General features: G+C 44.9%; 16 protein-coding genes. 6 read left to right on the forward strand and 10 right to left on the reverse strand.

Annotated elements, in window-relative coordinates; genetic code table 11:
* Window positions 1-2: 2 nt before the first annotated feature.
* Both JQC93_RS06490 and rimK read right to left on the reverse strand, forming a co-directional pair.
* Window positions 3-1013 (reverse strand): succinylglutamate desuccinylase/aspartoacylase family protein, encoded by a 1011-nt coding sequence (locus tag JQC93_RS06490; protein ID WP_205157662.1) that lies wholly within the window; start codon window positions 1011-1013, stop codon window positions 3-5.
* Complete coding sequence (rimK, locus tag JQC93_RS06495; protein ID WP_084887585.1) at window positions 1013-1918, reverse strand: 30S ribosomal protein S6--L-glutamate ligase; 906 nt, start codon at window positions 1916-1918, stop codon at window positions 1013-1015. Before rimK ends, JQC93_RS06490 begins: the two co-directional genes overlap by 1 nt.
* A 382-nt stretch (window positions 1919-2300) precedes the next feature.
* Here rimK and JQC93_RS06500 point away from each other — a divergent pair, with 382 nt between their 5' ends.
* Together JQC93_RS06500 and JQC93_RS06505 are read left to right on the forward strand one after the other, a co-directional pair.
* Window positions 2301-2888: a mechanosensitive ion channel family protein gene (locus JQC93_RS06500; protein ID WP_205157663.1), complete on the forward strand. Its 588-nt coding sequence runs from the start codon at window positions 2301-2303 to the stop codon at window positions 2886-2888.
* A gap of 123 nt (window positions 2889-3011) precedes the next feature.
* Window positions 3012-3419 (forward strand): VF530 family protein, encoded by a 408-nt coding sequence (locus JQC93_RS06505; RefSeq protein WP_084887581.1) that lies wholly within the window; start codon window positions 3012-3014, stop codon window positions 3417-3419.
* Between the two features lie 112 nt (window positions 3420-3531).
* On the opposite strand, the gene phnE (JQC93_RS06510) is transcribed toward JQC93_RS06505, so the two are convergent.
* From phnE (JQC93_RS06510) to phnD, 4 genes are read right to left on the reverse strand one after another with little or no spacing between them, the layout of a single operon-like run.
* Window positions 3532-4332, reverse strand: a complete 801-nt coding sequence (phnE, locus tag JQC93_RS06510; RefSeq protein ID WP_205157664.1) for a phosphonate ABC transporter, permease protein PhnE — start codon at window positions 4330-4332, stop codon at window positions 3532-3534.
* Complete coding sequence (gene phnE / locus JQC93_RS06515; RefSeq protein ID WP_205157665.1) at window positions 4333-5154, reverse strand: phosphonate ABC transporter, permease protein PhnE; 822 nt, start codon at window positions 5152-5154, stop codon at window positions 4333-4335.
* The gene (gene phnC, locus JQC93_RS06520; protein WP_205157666.1) at window positions 5151-5966 is read right to left on the reverse strand and encodes a phosphonate ABC transporter ATP-binding protein; all 816 of its coding nucleotides are present in this window, start codon (window positions 5964-5966) and stop codon (window positions 5151-5153) included. Before phnC ends, phnE (JQC93_RS06515) begins: the two co-directional genes overlap by 4 nt.
* Before the next feature lie 13 nt (window positions 5967-5979).
* Complete coding sequence (phnD, locus tag JQC93_RS06525; RefSeq protein WP_205157667.1) at window positions 5980-6918, reverse strand: phosphate/phosphite/phosphonate ABC transporter substrate-binding protein; 939 nt, start codon at window positions 6916-6918, stop codon at window positions 5980-5982.
* Between the two features lie 263 nt (window positions 6919-7181).
* Here phnD and JQC93_RS06530 point away from each other — a divergent pair, with 263 nt between their 5' ends.
* Window positions 7182-8375 carry a TsoY family (seleno)protein gene (locus tag JQC93_RS06530; RefSeq protein WP_205157668.1) on the forward strand — a complete coding sequence of 398 codons (1194 nt, stop codon included), beginning with the start codon at window positions 7182-7184 and terminating at the stop codon, window positions 8373-8375.
* Between the two features lie 55 nt (window positions 8376-8430).
* Here JQC93_RS06530 and JQC93_RS06535 read toward each other — a convergent pair whose 3' ends face one another.
* The 4 genes from JQC93_RS06535 to punR all read right to left on the reverse strand — a co-directional run bounded on the left by JQC93_RS06535 (window position 8431) and on the right by punR (window position 12790).
* Window positions 8431-9060 carry an SGNH/GDSL hydrolase family protein gene (locus JQC93_RS06535; protein ID WP_205157669.1) on the reverse strand — a complete coding sequence of 210 codons (630 nt, stop codon included), beginning with the start codon at window positions 9058-9060 and terminating at the stop codon, window positions 8431-8433.
* A 65-nt stretch (window positions 9061-9125) separates the two neighbouring features.
* Window positions 9126-10124 (reverse strand): succinylglutamate desuccinylase/aspartoacylase family protein, encoded by a 999-nt coding sequence (locus JQC93_RS06540; RefSeq protein WP_205157670.1) that lies wholly within the window; start codon window positions 10122-10124, stop codon window positions 9126-9128.
* A 177-nt stretch (window positions 10125-10301) separates the two neighbouring features.
* Window positions 10302-11651, reverse strand: a complete 1350-nt coding sequence (locus JQC93_RS06545) for a ferredoxin reductase family protein (RefSeq protein ID WP_205157671.1) — start codon at window positions 11649-11651, stop codon at window positions 10302-10304.
* 230 nt (window positions 11652-11881) lie between these two features.
* Window positions 11882-12790, reverse strand: a complete 909-nt coding sequence (punR, locus tag JQC93_RS06550; protein WP_205157672.1) for a DNA-binding transcriptional activator PunR — start codon at window positions 12788-12790, stop codon at window positions 11882-11884.
* Between the two features lie 170 nt (window positions 12791-12960).
* On the opposite strand from punR, the gene punC reads away from it, so the two are divergent.
* From punC to JQC93_RS06565, 3 genes are all read left to right on the forward strand, one after another.
* The gene (gene punC / locus JQC93_RS06555; protein WP_205157673.1) at window positions 12961-14142 is read left to right on the forward strand and encodes a purine nucleoside transporter PunC; all 1182 of its coding nucleotides are present in this window, start codon (window positions 12961-12963) and stop codon (window positions 14140-14142) included.
* A 1070-nt stretch (window positions 14143-15212) separates the two neighbouring features.
* Window positions 15213-16604: a carbohydrate porin gene (locus JQC93_RS06560; protein WP_205157674.1), complete on the forward strand. Its 1392-nt coding sequence runs from the start codon at window positions 15213-15215 to the stop codon at window positions 16602-16604.
* Window positions 16605-17419: 815 nt separating this feature from the next.
* Entirely contained in the window at window positions 17420-18703 is a 1284-nt protein-coding gene (locus JQC93_RS06565) for a carbohydrate porin (RefSeq protein ID WP_205157675.1), read from the forward strand.
* Window positions 18704-18710: the final 7 nt, after the last annotated feature.

Genomic DNA, 18710 nt, shown 5'->3' on the forward strand with positions numbered 1-18710 from the left:
CCTTACTGTGCGACGAGCGTGTCGTTTAATCGCTCAATATGCTCAGCCACATCATCTTCATCTTTTCCAAAATAGGCGATGTGGAACATGGCATCCCCTTCTTGAACCAAGGGAATGTTTTGCTTACCAATCACAATGCCCGAACGGGTAGACACCACCTGCTGAATTAGCTCACCCAAAGGGGAATTAATTTGTGCCAGAATCTGCCCTTTTTCCACCTGTTCACCAAGCTTTGCAAACTCATTAAACACGCCACTTGCGGTCGCTCGGATCCACTCACTTTTGTTGGCAACAAACGGGTCAATCTTGCGTTTGCTTAGGCGCTTTTTGGTCAGCAGTCCTAACGTGGTCAACACATTCTTTACCCCTTTAACTCCAGCTTGCAGCGACAACTCATCAAAGCGCAAGGCTTCACCAGCTTCGTACAGCAATATTCGAGTGTCATTTTGTGTTGCCGCTTCGCGTAAAGAACCATCCCTTAATACTGAGTTTAGAAGCACCGGCACGCCAAAGGCTCTTGCCAGTTCCAGTGTCTCTGTATCACTCAAATCGGCTCGAATTTGAGGGAAATTGGAGCGGTGGATCGCACCAGTATGCAAATCGATTCCATACTGGCAGTGACTCACGATGTTCTTCATAAAAGTGTGCGCCAATCGCGCCGCTAGTGACCCTTTTCCAGAGCCTGGAAAACAGCGATTCAGATCTCTGCGATCGGGTAAGTAGCGGCTTTGATTTAACACGCCATACACGTTCACCATAGGAACAAGAATGAGCGTGCCACGGATCACTTTTAGCTCAGAGGCGATAAGCCTGCGAATAATTTCAATGCCATTCAATTCATCACCATGAATCGCTGCGCTCACAAACACCGTTGGCCCATCGCGACGAGCTCGCTGAACGTGTACAGGAATAGAAAACTCTGTATCGGTGTACAGTTTAGCCACAGGAATATCTATCTGCAGTTTTTGCCCTGGCAATACCTCAGTTCCAGCAATTACCAATGGTTTTGCCATTAGCCTCTACCTCGTGTTTTGGTGGCGTTTGGTTTTGCGTTTTTTTCGATAAAGTCGAAAATAACGCCCGCCACATCTTTTTCTGTTGCCAGCTCAATGCCTTCCAGACCAGGTGAAGAGTTCACTTCCATGACTACCGGCCCGCGATTAGAGCGCAAGATATCGACGCCACAAACGTTCAATCCCATCGCTTTTGCGGCATTTACAGCCGTTAAGCGCTCTTCTTTAGACAGCTTAACCAGTTCAGCGCTGCCGCCGCGGTGTAAGTTCGAGCGAAACTCGCCTTCACCCGCTTGACGCTTCATTGCGGCAATCACACGGTTGCCCACCACAAAGCAGCGAATATCGGCCCCACCCGCCTCAGCAATAAATTCTTGCACCAAGATGTTGGCTTTTAGCCCCATAAAGGCTTCAATCACGCTTTCTGCTGCCTTGTTGGTTTCGGCCAGCACCACACCGATCCCTTGCGTTCCTTCTAGTAACTTGATCACCAACGGTGCGCCGCCGACATTTTTAATCAAGTCTTGGATTTTGTCGGGTTTGCTCGCAAAGCCTGTACGCGGCAGGCCGATCCCTTTACGAGAGAGCAGCTGCAACGAACGCAACTTGTCGCGAGAGCGGCTGATGGCTATCGACTCGTTAACGCAGAACGTTCCCATCATTTCAAACTGTCGCACCACCGCAGTGCCATAAAAGGTAATCGAAGAACCAATCCGTGGGATCACAGCGTCATATTTAGGCAATTCCTGTCCGTTATAGCGCAGGTTGGGGTTGCTGCTAGTGATATCCATATAACAGTGCAATGTATCGATGATATCGACTTGGTGGCCTCTTAATTCACCGGCTTCTTTTAAGCGGCGAGTTGAGTACAAAGATTCATTTCTAGATAAAATTGCGATGCGCATGATTGTGTCCAAATGGAGGTTACGGGTTAATTTGAGGCGAATTTATCCGTCAATCTTTGAACAATAAAGTAAAAGATATTTATCCTAACGATAGAAATTTTTATCGTTCAAAAAGCTTCTGTTTTTTGATGAGAACGCCGTAAAGCCATTGCGGCAGCAATCGTCTTAAATCAACAAAAATAAAACATATAACAATAGGTTACACTGAACCCACCAAATTCAAGCACACATCTATAATGGCCATTCCCCCTGTAAATTTGGGCAAACTTGCTTGTACAAAATATTTTTGTCTTAATGAACAAATAGTTTTGTTGGTGCTATGTTGAAACGTTTGCTATTTAGGCCATATCAACTCACTTTTACCTTTGTATAAATGGATAAAATGATTAACTCACTATTAGAAAGTCAGCTGCTAAAACAAGTATTGATTGGTGTGATTTTGGTTGGTATATACTTGCTGATCAAAAAAATCGCTCACAACAAGCTCTCTTCTTTGGCAGACAAAAAGCGTGTTTCTTTGCCGCGAAAGCAATTTATCCTAAAGTCATTTAACATCGCTGCATTTTTGATGTTTGCGTCTATATTGACCATTTTATTGGGTATCGGTTTTGGCGATATATCGCTGTTTTTGTCGTCGATATTTGCGGTTCTAGGGGTCGCGCTGTTTGCTCAATGGTCGATATTGAGTAACTTAACCGCCAGTATTTTAATTTTCTTTGCTTTTCCATATCGCATTGGCGACAAAATTCAGGTGATTGAAAAAGACGCAGACATCACAGGTCGGATAGTCAATATCACTATGTTTCATGTGCTAATCAAACACAGTACTGGTGACGTGATCAGCTATCCAAATAATTTGCTCCTACAAAAAGGCGTCGTGAAGCTAAGCCATGGTGATAGCAGTGCTGTAATGACTAAGCCCGCCGAACAGGCGAAAGAAAAACACCCCTCTCAACCTGAGCCTAAATAGCTGCAAGTTTTCTCAAATAGATTGCCCATAAGTCTATGTTCATAACATGAGTGAAGATAACACGTGGGCAATTGTCTAATTAGGCTTATAATGGTCGTTGTACGTTATTAAACTGAGTTAACCATGCAAGATAAAAGCCTCGAAGAGCAGCAAAACAACCCATTACACGGTGTGGGGTTAGAGCAAGTGATTACTGAACTTGTGGATCACTACGGATGGGATATTTTGGATACCGCAATGCGGTTCAACTGTTTTCACATGAACCCGTCCATTGCCAGTAGCGTTAAATATCTGAAAAAGACGGAATGGGCACGGGAAAAGCTAGAACGCTTTTATCTGTCTCGCTACAAACGCATGCCAAAGCCAACACCAGAAGAGATGGAAACACCCGCAAGGCAACGAACGTTTGCCGTAGGTGTGACGCCAAGAGAGCCAATGGTGTTAACCGTAGACTCTATTTTGGACTCGCAAGCAAAAGCAGCCTCCACCTATAAAGCGAAGAAGGCACAAAATAGAAAGCCGCGTCGCTAACAATACGCACGATTAACCACGCCTTGTAAGGCAATGCTTTAAAAAAAATGCCCCATCCTAGGATGGGGCATTTTTGTTGTAGTTACCGCTATTGTGAAAAGTTTGCTAAGCGCTATATCAACGCGTGTCGAACTCTTGCCGATACCCACTCTGACACCACAACAGTCGCCAGTATTGCGCAGCAAATAACCGCTACCTGTGGCCACGCCAATACGGCCATCGACTCTTCGAGTTTTAAGCCAATGCCGCCCGCACCAACGAGCCCAAGTACGGTCGATTCTCGGATATTGATGTCCCATCGAAACAGCGATGTACCAATGAAGTTAGGCAATACCTGAGGCCAAACAGCGTAGTTTAGTATCTGCATCTCACCCGCCCCTGTCGCTCTAACCGCATTAACTTGCAAAGGGTTCACTTCCTCGATTGCTTCATACAACAACTTAGCCACAAAACCTATCGAGCGAAGCGCAATCGCAATGATGCCCGCCAGCAATCCAGGACCCAAAATCGCCACTAACAACAATGCCCAAATGATCGAATTAATCGAGCGACTCGCCGCAATAATAAACAGCGCAATGGGTCTTAGTATGTATTGGTTAGGGGTGGTGTTTCTTGCGGCCAAAAATGCTATTGGAAACGCAATCGCCACACCCAGCGCGGTGCCCATTGTCGCTATATTGATAGTGTCCCATAGTGCGCCCCATATTTGATCAAGATAAGACCAACGCGGTGGCCACATTCTGCTGCCGATGTCGGCCATTTGATTGGGCGCGTCGGTAACAAAATACCACAATGTGTCTTGGTTCATTTGTTGCCAGCAAAAGACACACAAAACAACAAACAAAAACCACAGCGTGAATTGGAACAGCGATTGCTGCTGGGAGTGTTTACTCCATTGAGTTGGGTACTTCATTTATCTCACTCTTTGTCTAATCAGCGTAGACGTGTATTCCGCCAACATCACAATCGCGATGATGATAAGTAATATAGCTGCTGCTGTGTTGTACTCGTAACGATCCATTGCGGTGTTCAGTGTTGCGCCAATACCACCAGCACCCACAATGCCAATTACCGCTGACTCGCGAAAGTTAATATCGAATCGGTACAGACACAGTCCTAATAGACGCGGCATCACCTGCGGCTGTATGGCATAGTTAATGCGCTGTAACCAACTGGCTCCTGTCGCTGTCATTGCGGCCAATGGCGCGGGATCCAGTGACTCTATTTCTTCAGCAAACAGTTTTGCCAAAAATCCGATGGTGGCGAAGGTGAGCGTGACAAACCCGGCAAAGGTGCCAAAGCCAAACAGAGCCACACAAAATATGGCGATGATGATCTCTTGCATACTACGCGCGACGGCAATAAAGGCGCGGCAGACTACATAGACTGGCTTAGGCGCCAAATTTTTGGACGCCCCTAATGCGAATGGGACCGACAAAACAATGCCGAACACCGTTGCGCAGAGTGTCATGGTGAGGCTTTCTATCAATCCTTTGACTATGTTGTCCCAGCGACTGCCAAAATCAGGGTTAAGAAACCCAGCCACAAACTTCAATCCGCGCTCAGAGCCTGCAATGATGCGCTCGATGTTGATCTCGATGGAATTAAACGCCACATACAGATACAGCGCAATCAACACCATCAAGCCATGTCGAACCCAAGGGTTCGAAATCATAGGCGGACGTCGCCAGTGTGTCCCATAGCTGGATACAGGGCTAGAAGCCGAAGAACTCATACCGCTGGCTCCAACACTAACCCAAAGTTAGGCGTTGGAGGCTCTGGTGCTGCCTCATCGCTTGACCAGTCCTCTTCGCCATAGATACGCGTCAATTGATCTTCATTCAATTGCTCGGGCGTGCCATCAAAGACCACTTCGCCCGCTTTAAGACCCACAATCCTGTCCACAAAGCGTTTTGCCAAATTCACATCATGAATGTTAATAATGGCAGGCAGTTGCTGCTCTTGGCAGATGTCTGAAATGAGGCGCATTATTTGTCTTGCAGTTTTTGGATCCAGTGCCGCGGTAGGCTCGTCAATGAGCAGTAAAGAAGGCTGCTGTGACAACGCTCGCGCAATACCAACGCGTTGCCTTTGACCACCAGAGAGCGCGTCCGCACGTTTATTGACGTGCTCTGACAAGCCCACACGGTCAAGCAGCGCATAAGCACGTTGAATATCACTTCCAGGAAAGCGGCGCATTAGACTGCGCAAGAAAGGCACATAACCGAGTCGGCCCGAGAGGACATTCTCCATCACCGTCAGCCGTTCAATGAGCGCGTACTCTTGAAAAATCATCCCGATTTGGCGACGGCTCTGCTTAAGTGACGAACGGTTAAGGCCCACCAAATTGACACCTTGAAAGTTCACTTCACCAGACGTTGGCTCAGTCAGTCGGTTAATACAACGGATCAGTGTTGATTTACCGGCCCCAGAGGGACCGATAAGACCAATCACTTCACCCGCTTCGACGTTTAAGGTGACATTGGTTAGCGCTTTATCGTCTGCGCTGTAGTGCTTGGTCAAACCTTTAATGCTTAGTGCGGACATAATGATCTCTCTATTAACTGCAGCTGTACGACACGTCGTTCGCGGTGTCGATAGTACGGATCACTTCCCAGTGCTCTTGGTAGGTGATTGGAATAAATTGAGATTCACCGTTACGCTCAAATTCTTCTTTTAGCTTACTTCCAGACCAATCGAAGGTGAAAAACGACTGCATGATCTTCTCTTGTAGTTCTGGGTGGAGGTTATGAGCCATGCCGTACGCAGTAGTAGGGAACGTCTGTGACTTGTAGATAGACGTTACGTTCTCGTCATTCACAACATCGCGAGAAAGCATACGATTAAGAACTGAATTAGCAACGGCCGCCGCATCGTAATCGCGGTGAGCCACGCCTAAGATTGAGTTGTCATGAGCACCAGAGAACGCTGGGGTGAAGTCTTTTTCTGGGTGCATCGCATATTCCGCAGCTAAGATCGCAGATGGCGCTTTAAAACCCGAATTAGACGTTTGAGACGTAAAGGCTAGATTTTTACCTTTAAGCTCTTCAACACTGTTAATGCCAGAGTCTGGGTGAGTTATGATTTCCATCTCATACCCAAATGAGCCATCTTCTGCGGCCATCATAGTAAAGGGTGCAAATCCTGCACAATTTACCGCAAGCGGCGTTGAGCCAGTATTAAACCCAGCAACATGCAGTCGGCCAGAGCGCATCGCTTCAATTTGTGCCGCGTTACTTTGTACTGGGAAAAAGCGAACATTTTTGCCGGTTGTCTTTTCCATGTGCGCCAAAAACTCGCTCCACACATCCGCATATACCGCAGGATCTTCAACCGGCGTGTAAGCAAAAATCAATGTAGATGGATCTTGCCACTCACTTTTCTCGGTAGGGACGTCTGCAACAAGGTTACCAGAACGATCTTCGTAGCGAGCATCCAAAGCAAACACGCTGCATGAAACAGCGATAGACGCTGCGACGAGGGATTTGATGAGTTTCATTAATGTGTGTCCAGTTAGATTTGTGACGGAGCACACAAAGTAAAGTGAAAGCATGACAGTCACTTTTAACTTAAATGACAGCAAAAAGTCACAATGAAACAAAATGTTAATTCAAACACTAACCACAAATTCAAAAAACGGGTCACGACTAAAAAGCCGCAAATAATAGAAATCACTAAATTAGATATTGCTAATAAAGTAAATACTGTTATTATTCTTGTATTAGATTTCGCTAATATACTTTGTATGGCAAGGAGCTCATCATGTTAGTTCAAAATGTTAAACACTATTCCCCACTCTATTTTCTCGCAGCATTAGGTCCAGGTGGTCTGGCTGTCTCGTTTTTTATGTACCTGATGTTTCTCGTTCCACACAAAGGCACTCCGATGGCTGCAATGGAACATTGGTTGCCCATCGTTGCTCAAGGTGGGATCTCTTCGATTTTAATTCTGCTGGTGCTATCAATAGTTTTGGCTCTGGCGATTCTCCACTTCACGCTACTGGGTTGGAACTTCAAGCAGTTTCGTCAGTTCAAGAACAGCGATGACATCAACCAACTTCGTTCAAGTAACGCGGCGGTAACAGAGATGGCCATGCCATTAACTGTGTCAATGTCTATCAATATGGGTTTTATTCTAGGTTCGCTGTTTGTGCCAAACTTGTGGCAGTTCATCCAACCGGTATTTCCTGTTGCAACATTAGGGTTTTTAAGCGTAGGCGTATGGGCTTTGACTATTTATGGCCGCTTCCTAACCAATGTCGTTATGGCTGGCAAATTTAATCCCGATGCCAACACCAACTTTAGTCAACTACTCGCACCCTTTACCTTTTCTATGGTAGCGGTAGGTCTCGCAGCGCCTGGGGCGATGAGTCACAGCACATTAGTCAGTGGCGTATCACTCACACTTGCGGTTATGTTTGGCGTGCTTGCTGCAGTGACTACCGTTATTTGGCTTATTAATGGATTTTCTCAAATCGTTAAGAATGGGCTAGACCTTAATGGCTCACCAACACTTTGGATCCTAATCCCAATATTAACGCTGCTTGGCATTACTTACGTTCGCTACACCATGGGTACACACCACAATTTTGTTGCTCCGCTTATTAACAGCCAATTTATCACGGTGATGGGCGCTATTTTGGGGCTGCAGCTTTTTGTGGGACTGTTTGGGCTTAAAGCGATGAAACGTAATAGTTATTTTGCAGAGTTTGTGTCTGGTGACAAAACCAATCCAGCCACATTCGGTCTAGTGTGCCCGGGTGTTGCACTGGTGGTATTTGGGTTCTTTTTCGTGAACTACGCGCTAATTGGCAATGCTATTATCGTTAAGTACAGCTTAGCTAACTTCATCTTGTTGTTACCGATTCTGGTACTTCAACTTAAAACCACTGCCGTGATGTTCAAGTTGATGGGAAAAACGGTGTTCAATCTAGAAAAAAACGTGAAAACGGCCTAGAAAAGAGAACCCAACAACCCAAAAAAGCGAGCATTGCTCGCTTTTTTTATACTCGTTAGTCAGCAGGAATCAAGGTTGGAACCAACGAAGATAGGTGTTTTGCCAACGTCGCATGTTGATCTACTGGCCAATGAATCCCCTCTTTATCGCATGGCCGAATCAGCTTTGATGCATCCAAGAAGTGACAATTAAGTTCGTCTGCTCGCAGCGCATAATAGTGTGCCAACTGTTTCGATTTCTCCTCTGCGCCGTCGAAACCTTCTTGACCATTGCCTACTTCTAGAACGTGTGGCGGTGATATCAATAACACCTCTGGCGGCTTTTCCATAAACCCATGGTGAAACTGTTGAACAACCTGAACCAAACGAGCAGCACCTTTCGATATGTCACTCGCTGCCACGTTATATCGAGACTTAAGATCATTGGTTCCCAACAGAATGATCACCAGATCTGGGTGATGGCTTTCGAGACAAGGCAGTAAATAGTCAAGCCCCTTCTTGCCAATTTCAAACGGGTCTTCGAATACCGTGGTTCGGCTATTTTGACCCTCTTCTATAATGCGATAGCGCCCTTCCAGCGCATTTTGCAATCGCATAGTCCAGCGCTCTGTTTCATTGTAACGTCGCTGTAAGTCCGGGGCGTATCCCCAGGTATTTGAATCACCAAAACACAGTACCGTTTTCATGGTTGGTTTATTCCTAGTCAATTATTAACGTAATAAAGGGTTTAAGTAGATAGGCCAACATCCGTTTAGCTTATTAAGCGAACCACCAAAGACCCAGGGGCTCTGACCGACTCAACGTTATGACTGATCACAACACCATCACCGGGCGAATAGTATTCGTCGATAATATCGCCAAAACTGTTGTATTGCGTAGCGATGTGCTCACCTTGGCGCACCTTTTCGAGCAAATTGACGTGACAAAGGACAAAGCCACCTTGCTTCGCTCGCACACTGGTTATGATATCCCCTTCGACGCAGGGTAAGGTTTGCGTTTTTACCTCACCTTCAATCAACTGATAAGCTCGCAAAATATTCAGCAGACCTTCTACCGCTCTATCTACCATGGTGAGGTCGGTATACCGGCCTACGCCAATTTCTAGAGTTACTGAAGGAATACCTGCTCGGTTGTAGGCGGTTTCTAAAATTCCAGGATCGCCTGGGTCATTAAGGATCACATCAGGATTAATCAGACGAGCCATGATCAGTGCATCGTCTAACCGATAATCGGCAAACGCATACAGTGGATACGCCGAGCCCGAAGTTTGTGAATGCAGGTCAATCGCTAAGTCCGCATTAGGTTTAAGTAGATGGGTCCAAAGGCTGTGCGCGTAACGATGCGCATCGTCACCGTCTTCTTGTCCTGGGAAGACTCGATTTAAATTGGTCGATGAGCTATCTGGCGCTGCTGAGTGAAAATCCCGACTGTGCCGAGCAATACCAGAAAGGTTAATAGCGGGAACAATAGTCACGACCCCAGCCACCATTTTACTGACTAGCTCGCGTGCCAGTTTTTGCGCGGTCAAAATCCCGTTCTGCTCATCACCATGAATGCCTGCTGTGATCATGATTTTTCGACCTGGCTTTTTTCCTTTAAATACACGCACAGGCAATGTTTGTGGGTGGCCAATCGCGTCTGTCGCTACGGCAAACCAAAACTTGTGCTCTCCAGCATCAAGCGCATCCACGTCCAGCGCTTGCAATGTGGGATACATAGGAACGATGCTTTGGTTTAGCGATGTTGTCATGATAACTCCAAGAGGTTGACGAGGTGACGATAAGGGTTAGCGGCTAAATAACCATACAGCAATGTATATAACATATTGAGCCACATAAACAAAAACCGCAGCCTATTAGCCGCGGTTTTCAATCTATCGTAATGAGAACCGTCAAGTAGTGGCGCAGCTAAACGATCCTGGTGAGGGTTACCTCATTTCAAACAACTCTTGATGAAACGCGTCTTTCGCAATACCTGACTCTACAAGAGCCGACTTAATTGTCTTGCCAAACTGAGTGGGCCCACAGAACCAATAGTCTGCGCGTCGCCAATGGGCAACCCGTTGTTTTATGATCTCAGCATTTAATTGACCATCTCTGTCTTCGATATAGATATACAGTTTCACATTGGCGTTTTTTGCTGCGCGATTGACGTACTCGATCATAGGAACATCCATCTCTTTAACGCAATAGAACAAGGTGGCCGGTTGTTCAAAGCGTTTTGTCATCGCTAAGTATTTCATTCTGGCTAAAAACGGCGTGATGCCAATACCACCAGCAATCCAAACCTGCTCATCTTTCTGACTCGCGAAGTCAAACTCTCCATACGGTCCTTCAACGGATACCTCTGCTCCCTTTGATATTGAATGCACGATCTGCTGGGTATGATCGCCTAGAGCTTTCACTATAAACGACGCACGATTGTCGTCTTCCCAAGCCGATGAAAGGGTAAATGGGTGCGCTTCTTTAGTGTCATTAAATCGCACGAACGCAAACTGCCCTGCTCGGTGACCTGGCCAACGACCGTCTAGTGTGACTTCTATTTTAACTTGTTGAGTGTTATCGAAACGAGTCACTTTATCGACGGTTGCTTGATGTCGGTTTCGCCCGCCTATTGCACCAAACAAACTTAACAGAGCAGAAACGGTCCCACCGATTAACAATATCGCGGTGAACCACCCGATTGGCTGCAACCAATACGATGTTTTCACCAGAATCAGCGCATGAAACACTAAGGCCAAATAGACCACTGAAAACACTCGGTGGAAATTAAAACTGCGGTTATATGCCACGCGTTTGATTAGCGCCAGCGCTATTAGTATCACGGTAATATAAAAAGCCCACTCACCGACAGTTTCGGCGAGGCTTCGCTGACTTCTCAACCAAGTCGCTAGTGCATCTAACTCTTGGCCGCCCGCTCCGCGCGGACCTCTTCCTCCCCGAGCGCCACCTTCCAATAGTCCCAGAGAAAATGCCCACTTTGGACCAACTGCAAACAGGAAATGAGTCACTGACGTCACTAATGCCGTGATACCAAGCCACTTATGAAGTCTATAGCCTTTATCTAAACCATTAATCATAGGTTCAATAAACTTGGGGCGCACCGCCAAAATCATCGCTACGCTCATCACCGCTATCGACATAAATCCAGTGTAATCAACCATAAACCCACGCAAACTCATAAACGTGGCAGAGTAAGTAGAGAAATCTGCGGCAAGCATCCATGCTGCTGAGACAATCCCAATGAGAAGCAAATAAGTCAGTTTGATATTTTTCACGCGGTTTCCTTTTCGCCTGTAAGCCAGAACGCTAGCTATTTTCACTAGGCTCCAACTATAATATCCATGACTTATGTGGGCCCTTTGTTTTACCCATCTTTTCAGTAATTTACATTGCTTTACCTAGCAATTGACCACGATCAATTTACCAGTGAACTGCCCTCGCAGTTCACTGGTACCGCGCAAACCTCTCGCTACGAATGATACCAACCATTAAGCGGTAAGCATGATTAATTCTTGGAAGATAGCCATTGAGAATGCAGTTGCTGACTGTTGCCTAAATAGTCTATAAACCAGCTCAATAGCTTGTGGTTAGGGTCTCTTTTCCAAACTAGGCAGCAGTGGCTGTCTGGCTGTTTTGCGGGGATCTCTTTTGCAATCAACACGCCTTCCTCTAGCATAGGTTTAGCGATGTGTTTAGGTAAATAACCAACGCCACCTCCGCTGCGAATCATAGAGATTGCGCTGTGCCAATTGGGTAACAACAAACGTCGCTGCTGAGGATAGTTTCCCATGTGCCTTTTAGGCAGTTGTGTTGAAGTGTCATCAAGGCAAATAAATGGATATTGCGAGAGTTGATCCTCTGTCAGATAGGTCACTTGCGAAAGAGGATGAGTGTTGGCCACTACAAACTGCCATTCCAAATGCCCCATATCTTTAACTTCAAAGTCACCGTTGACTGGAATCGACGACGTAGCACCTATGACCACATCCGTTCGGCCTTGAGATATAGCCTCCCACGAGCCGTTATACACTTCCATGTTGATCTGTAGCTCTGCGTGTTCGAAAGTGCGATAGAAATCGTCTACCATGGGTTGCAAACGATCAAGCTTAACCACATTATCCAAAGTCACTCTTAGCCGTGACTGCCAACCTAAAGCGGCGCGCTGAGTTTGTACCGTCGCTTGTTCCATTTTTAACAGCAATGACCGCGCTTCTTCGATAAATATTTGGCCAGCAGGAGTCAGTTCGACTCGCCTAGGAAGCCGTTTAAATAACACGACATCCAACTCTTGTTCCACCTGTCGTACCGAGTAGCTAATGGCCGATGGGACTTTATGCAACACCTCAGCTGCAGCCGTAAAACTTTCCAACCGCGCAACGGTGACCAACATTTCTAAAGAAGACCTTGAAAACATGTACTTACACCCTTTTAACGCTATGCATTCTTATCAATCAAATAATTTGATTGATAACCACAAAGATTATCGCTTAATTGTACGCTCTAATACCCATAAAATCCCTGCTAACTGCGATGTAAGTCGCTAAACACTAAATATTTACAATCAAATAATTTAAATGAGATAGCATGACAGTATCTAAGTACCAAATTTTTTACCTTTCCGCATTGTCTATGCTGGGTTTTGTCGCAACCGATATGTACTTGCCTGCGTTTGATGCGATGCAAACGTCTTTGGCTACTGGTCCGCAACAAATGGCGCTATCACTAACCGTTTTCTTAGCCGGCTTGGGTATAGGTCAGATCGTCTGGGGTATGTTGTCCGATAAATATGGTGATCGAAACTCATTGATTATGGGATTGCTCATCTTTACGGCAGCTTCATTTGGGCTGACTCAAAGCACTGAAGTGTCTCAACTTTTAGGATTTCGCTTTGTTCAGGCTGTAGGGGTATGTGCACCTGCTGTAATTTGGCAAGCAATGGTTATTCGTCGCTACCCTGAAAAAACGAGCCAGCAATTGCTCGCAACCATTATGCCGCTTGTCGCTCTTTCTCCGGCACTTGCTCCTCAGCTAGGTGTATTGCTTCTAAGCACATTCGGTTGGGAAAGTATCTTTACTGCACTAACCGTTATTGGTGGCTTGCTTATCGTCGCATCGTTCGCGCAGCCAGCAACGAAAGTTACAGCAAAACAAAGCAGCTTTATCCAAGATGTTGGAAATCTCGTTAAGTCAAAAGTCTATATGGGAAACATTACGATCTATGCGTTTGCATCGGCGGTGTTTTTTGCCTACCTCACCGGTATGCCAGAAATCATGAATAAACTGGGTTACTCGCCAAAAGATATTGGGTTAAGTTTTGTACCACAAACTATTGCCTTTATTATCGGTGGTTTTTTAGGTAAAAAATGCACGCCAAAATTTGGCTCGGACAAAACGCTATTTGCTTTACTGATCGTATTTACTGTAGCGACCTCGTTAGTCGGCATATTCTCTCAGACCACGATGACCACAATTTGGCCGTTGCTAATACCATTCTGCTTTGTTGCTATGGTCAATGGTGCGCTTTACCCAATCGTTGTGAGTAAAGCATTAAGCAGTGCAAAAGAAAGCCCAGCCACTGCTGCGGGATTCCAAAATAGCTTCCAAATAGCCATCAGTAGTTTAGCCAGTGCGTTAGTTGCCGCCTTTGCGTATAACGCGTTAGAAGTCACTGGTGCGGTGATCATGCTGTGTACATTAGGCTTATGGTCAGGTTACCTACTTGCTACAAAAGCGACGAAAAGTATCCCTGAGACTGAGCTTGCATAATTAGACGTAACCGACACAAGTCATTGGCATACAATCTATTGCCATGGCTTGTGTTGTTCCCTCAAGCGAAATCCAATAAGCGGGTGGTCAATAAATGGTGATACATCGAATCGCCAATAGCAAGCTACTAACTCATCAACTCTTTGCGTAGCTAACACTCTAAAGCCTCCTCACTGCCTCAAAAAAAGAATCGACTAAAATTGGCGAGGTGATTTAGTCTATTAAGAAGCACATGAAGATTGCGACGACAAACGCATAAGTGGCAAATTTCAGTCACGCTGAGTTTTTTCTACAAGTCGCTGCGAGTTCACTCCTACTGCCTATTACACAGTGCTCTTGACGTTTAGACATGATGCAATCACGCACTGTATCGCGATCAAAACACATTCATTGACTGACCCAATTATTATCGCTTTTGCAGCGCAGCAACTGCACCATCTCACAAACCAAACCTATTTAATTTCAATTCACGTAGATAGATTAGCGTTACTTTGCTCCATTTCTCTTAAAACCTGACTTTTTAATAATGATTTAGCACATCACGCTCTGTTTTTTCGCCAATTCGCTTGTCAGTCCCAAATACAACTAAACTCATATACCCGTTTAAAATATAGTCACAACTACTTATATGTGATTGGTTTCTAGTAAAAACCCTAAGATCTTTCACCAAATTTAATTGCATGCAGTCATGACACCACATAAAAACATATGAGTAACTGTAAATAAATGTGTGATAAACCTGTAGCTTAAACACTTTTACTAATTAAACTGTTAATAAAATTAACTTAATCAGTGACCACACTCACAATAAACCTTCCGCAAGTACTAAAAACAACCCTTAAGCTCATATAAATTACACAAACAATCCGATATCGTTGTTTTGTGATCGATATTGTCGCTAAAACTCCAAATCATCCCTATAGTGGTCGCAATTGCGAGACAGACTGAGCATTTTCTAACAGTCGCCATTTAAAAATAACTCGCAATATTAATTTGGCCGTTCAAACTTTCAACACTTTATAAGCGAACAATTGAGCCAAATAACTATAATAATATTTGGAGTATCCTACATGAAGTACCGCTATTCTCTCTTAGCAGTGGCCTGTAATATGGCCTTATGCCCTATCGCATTTGCAGATGTTGCTACAGAAAATACTAAGGAATTAAACACCGACGAAGTTATTCAGGAGATTATGGATCTCAGAAGTGAATTAGAACGTCAAAAAGATGAGTCCGTGCAGTTTAACGGATACATGCGCGCAGGATTCGCGACCAACGAACATGGGTCTGCTGGCAACGACAGCCGTATGCAAGTTCCTAACTCTCGCGGATTTTTCCGTTTGGGTGCGGCTGAAAACAACTACACCGCATGGAACGTAAACAAGAAAATTAACACTGACAACGGCGCTTGGGCTCGCGTATTTCTTGGCATGGCCTATGAGGACAGAGAGGCAAGACGTTGGGTGTATGACACTCAAGGTGACGCTGCCTTTATGGACAAAATGTACGCAGAAATGGGCAATCTCGATTTTGCTCCCGACGCAACGTTTTGGGCTGGCCGTGTGAACTATGGATGGGACATCCATATTCTCGACCAAAAATACTACGAAATCCGCAGCCCAGGTATGGGGATGAAAAACCAACCACTAGGTAACGGTACCGTCGATATGTATTTGATTTCGCACGACACTGCACCAGACAGTGAGTTTGACGACGCAGACGGTAATTCGATTACATACCCTAACGATGCTAAACCTAGAACGCACACCTTTGGTATGGAATATAAGGAAGGGCCTTGGTGGTTTGCCGGAAGTCTGCAATCCAACAGCAATGGAACTGAATATCGCCTAAAAGATCGCTTAGACGGTGTTCACACCGTTAAACCTGCACAAAATGGTGCTGATCTCATGGTCAATTATGCAGGCTCAAGTTTCTTGGGGCTTGGTGAAGGTTCAACACGTATTGTTGGTCAAGTCGGTACAGGCACCGCAGCGGCTATCTTAGGTCGTCATGGTGACACCGGTCAGTCCAACGAAGGTGGCTTGGCGTATCGAGGCATTGTTGATGGCGTATGGGATCTAGGTAGATGGCAAGTCAACACTGTGTTAGTGGGTCAAGTAGACGAAGATGTGATGTTTGATGGACATAAGCAGCAAGAGCTGAGTGTTGGTGCACGCCCAATGTATCAAGTGACAGATAACTTTGTGATGCAGTTTGAAGTAGGTCACGTGGCAACAAGCTTTGAGAATCAATCTGACAAAGAGTCTGGCGGCCTTACCACACTGACAGTAGCGCCGACAATCAAATTGAATGCCAACTCGTTCTTTAGTCGACCTGAAATTCGTACCTACGCAACCTACGCCAATTACAGCGGCGATTACAATGCAGGTGGCTTAGAAGGTTACAGTGGTGATGATCAAGACGCTTGGATGTTCGGTGTTCAGCTAGAAGCGTGGTTCTAACCTCTACTACTACCAACATTTATCTATGTTTCATGTCATACAGATGTAGATGGATGAACTTATAATACAAAGAGCCTTTAAAGTATCTCTCCTTACTTTTAGAGGCTCTTTTTTTGCTTTTCCCCTTTCTCGCTCTAAATGTTTATTGAACAAGTCTAAGGCCTTTGGCTCATTTATTTCACTAAAGAAATTCATACAATCCTTTGTTAATAATTATTCGTAATTAGCTTGATTATTAACCACACGGAATTAATAACGTGATGTTCATTCAATAATAACTACTCATGTATATTTTCTAGTCGCTTCTTATTTTTAGCGAAGTCTAACTAATCACTATTCTCATTTATTAATTTTGTTCTAGAATTAAATATGGCATGTTTCTATTTTAACAACTTACTCATTAATAATTACTCTGTAACTATATTAATATTGTAGTCCACCATTTAGTTCAACCCTGTGTGTATCAAAACACTTCAAATCAATTCAAACATAACAATATTGCGTATCATAAAGTTTGCACATAACTTGAAATACGCCACCTTTTGCGTATAAAAATAAGCCATTTAGTATCCCCTACGCCTTATTTTAATGATCCAAATAGGTGAGCTAATACTCCTATTAATAATATCCACCCTGCATCTACTCCCCACTCCTCCTTTTAATAGGGTGACGCTGAAAAAAATCACATCCATAAACTAATTGATGTTGATTCAGCAAAGCTTCCAGCATGAATTCAATTCCTTAACTCAACTGCCTATGAGTTTGATTTAGTTAAAAAAACAAAGGTTACCCTACCTTTTAATGGAGATAATAAAATGAACAAACGCAGCCTAGTTGCAATAGCCGTGGCCTCCACCTTCAGCGCACTTCCTGTCATCGCCAACGAAAAAGTCGAAGACGGTTGGGACGTAAACGGATACATGTCGTCAAATGTTCGTACCGTTAACGGTAAAACAGTTGATACTGAATACGGTCGACCAGATTACAAAACTGCAGGTACACACGGTCAAAGTACCAACCAAGTGGAGTTTTCGATCATTAACCGTTCAACCTATGAGAACGGTGTACGAGCAGATTATGTATTGCGCTCTGAGTTTGGTAACGGTAACTCACTAGCCTACTCATCGGACGGTGGCCAATACGTCAACAACACCGACGGGTTTGCGTTAAAAGAAGCCTATGTCGAACTCCATGGAGTCTTAGGTGAAGAAACTTCCATTTGGGGTGGTCAACGTTACCTTAATCGTGCGGCAGGTCTTTTATCTGGCGAGTTTTGGAAACAATCTTCTGGTGTAGGTGCAGGTATTGAAACTAAACTGGCAGGCAACACCGCAGGTATCGCGTACATTTTAGCGGATGCCATTGTTAATGAAGAAACCGATAGCGATGTTGATGAACGTGCTACTAACAGCAGCATTGATCTTTACTACTACGGCGTTGACGTTGGTTTTGGTAGCATGGACTTTGACTTTAAATATGGCCAGCAAAAAGCCAAGAAAGGTGAAGAAGACCAAGATGGTATTGGCCTTTCTGCCACCCTTAACAGCAGCTACTATGGATTAGACGGCTGGACCCAGACCGCATTTGGTTACGGCACTGGGGTAATGCAAAACCGTGGAGTTAACTTCGGCAACTGGTCTGGTGGTGACGATAACGCTGAATCACTGTTTATCACTTCTTACGGTGTTCTAAACGTGACTGACCGTTTCCAAATTGGGTCTGAAATCGTGTATATGACCGGTATTGATGAACTGTTCGGTGTAGATGGTTTAACGCGAGCAATGATTGCAGCACGCCCATCGTATAAACTTAACGATAACATGCGTTTAGAAGCCACACTTTCTTATGCCGATGAATCTGGTCTTTCTGTAGGCGATTGGGGGGGAGAAATTCCCACTGAAGATCACACAACCAGTCAAATCTTTAATGCGGAAATCGCGATGGCCTTTACTGTCAATGCCGATTACTTTGGACGTCCACAGATCAAGCCTTACGTGAGCTACATCTCTGCCGATGATAGAGCCAGTGCAGAAATGATTGGCATCACCAACGGGACAAGCGAAACCGTGGTAGGTGTACACACTGAAATTTGGTTCTAAACCACGC

The sequence above is a fragment of the Vibrio ulleungensis genome (assembly GCF_016900875.1).
Classification (GTDB): Bacteria; Pseudomonadota; Gammaproteobacteria; order Enterobacterales; family Vibrionaceae; genus Vibrio; species Vibrio ulleungensis.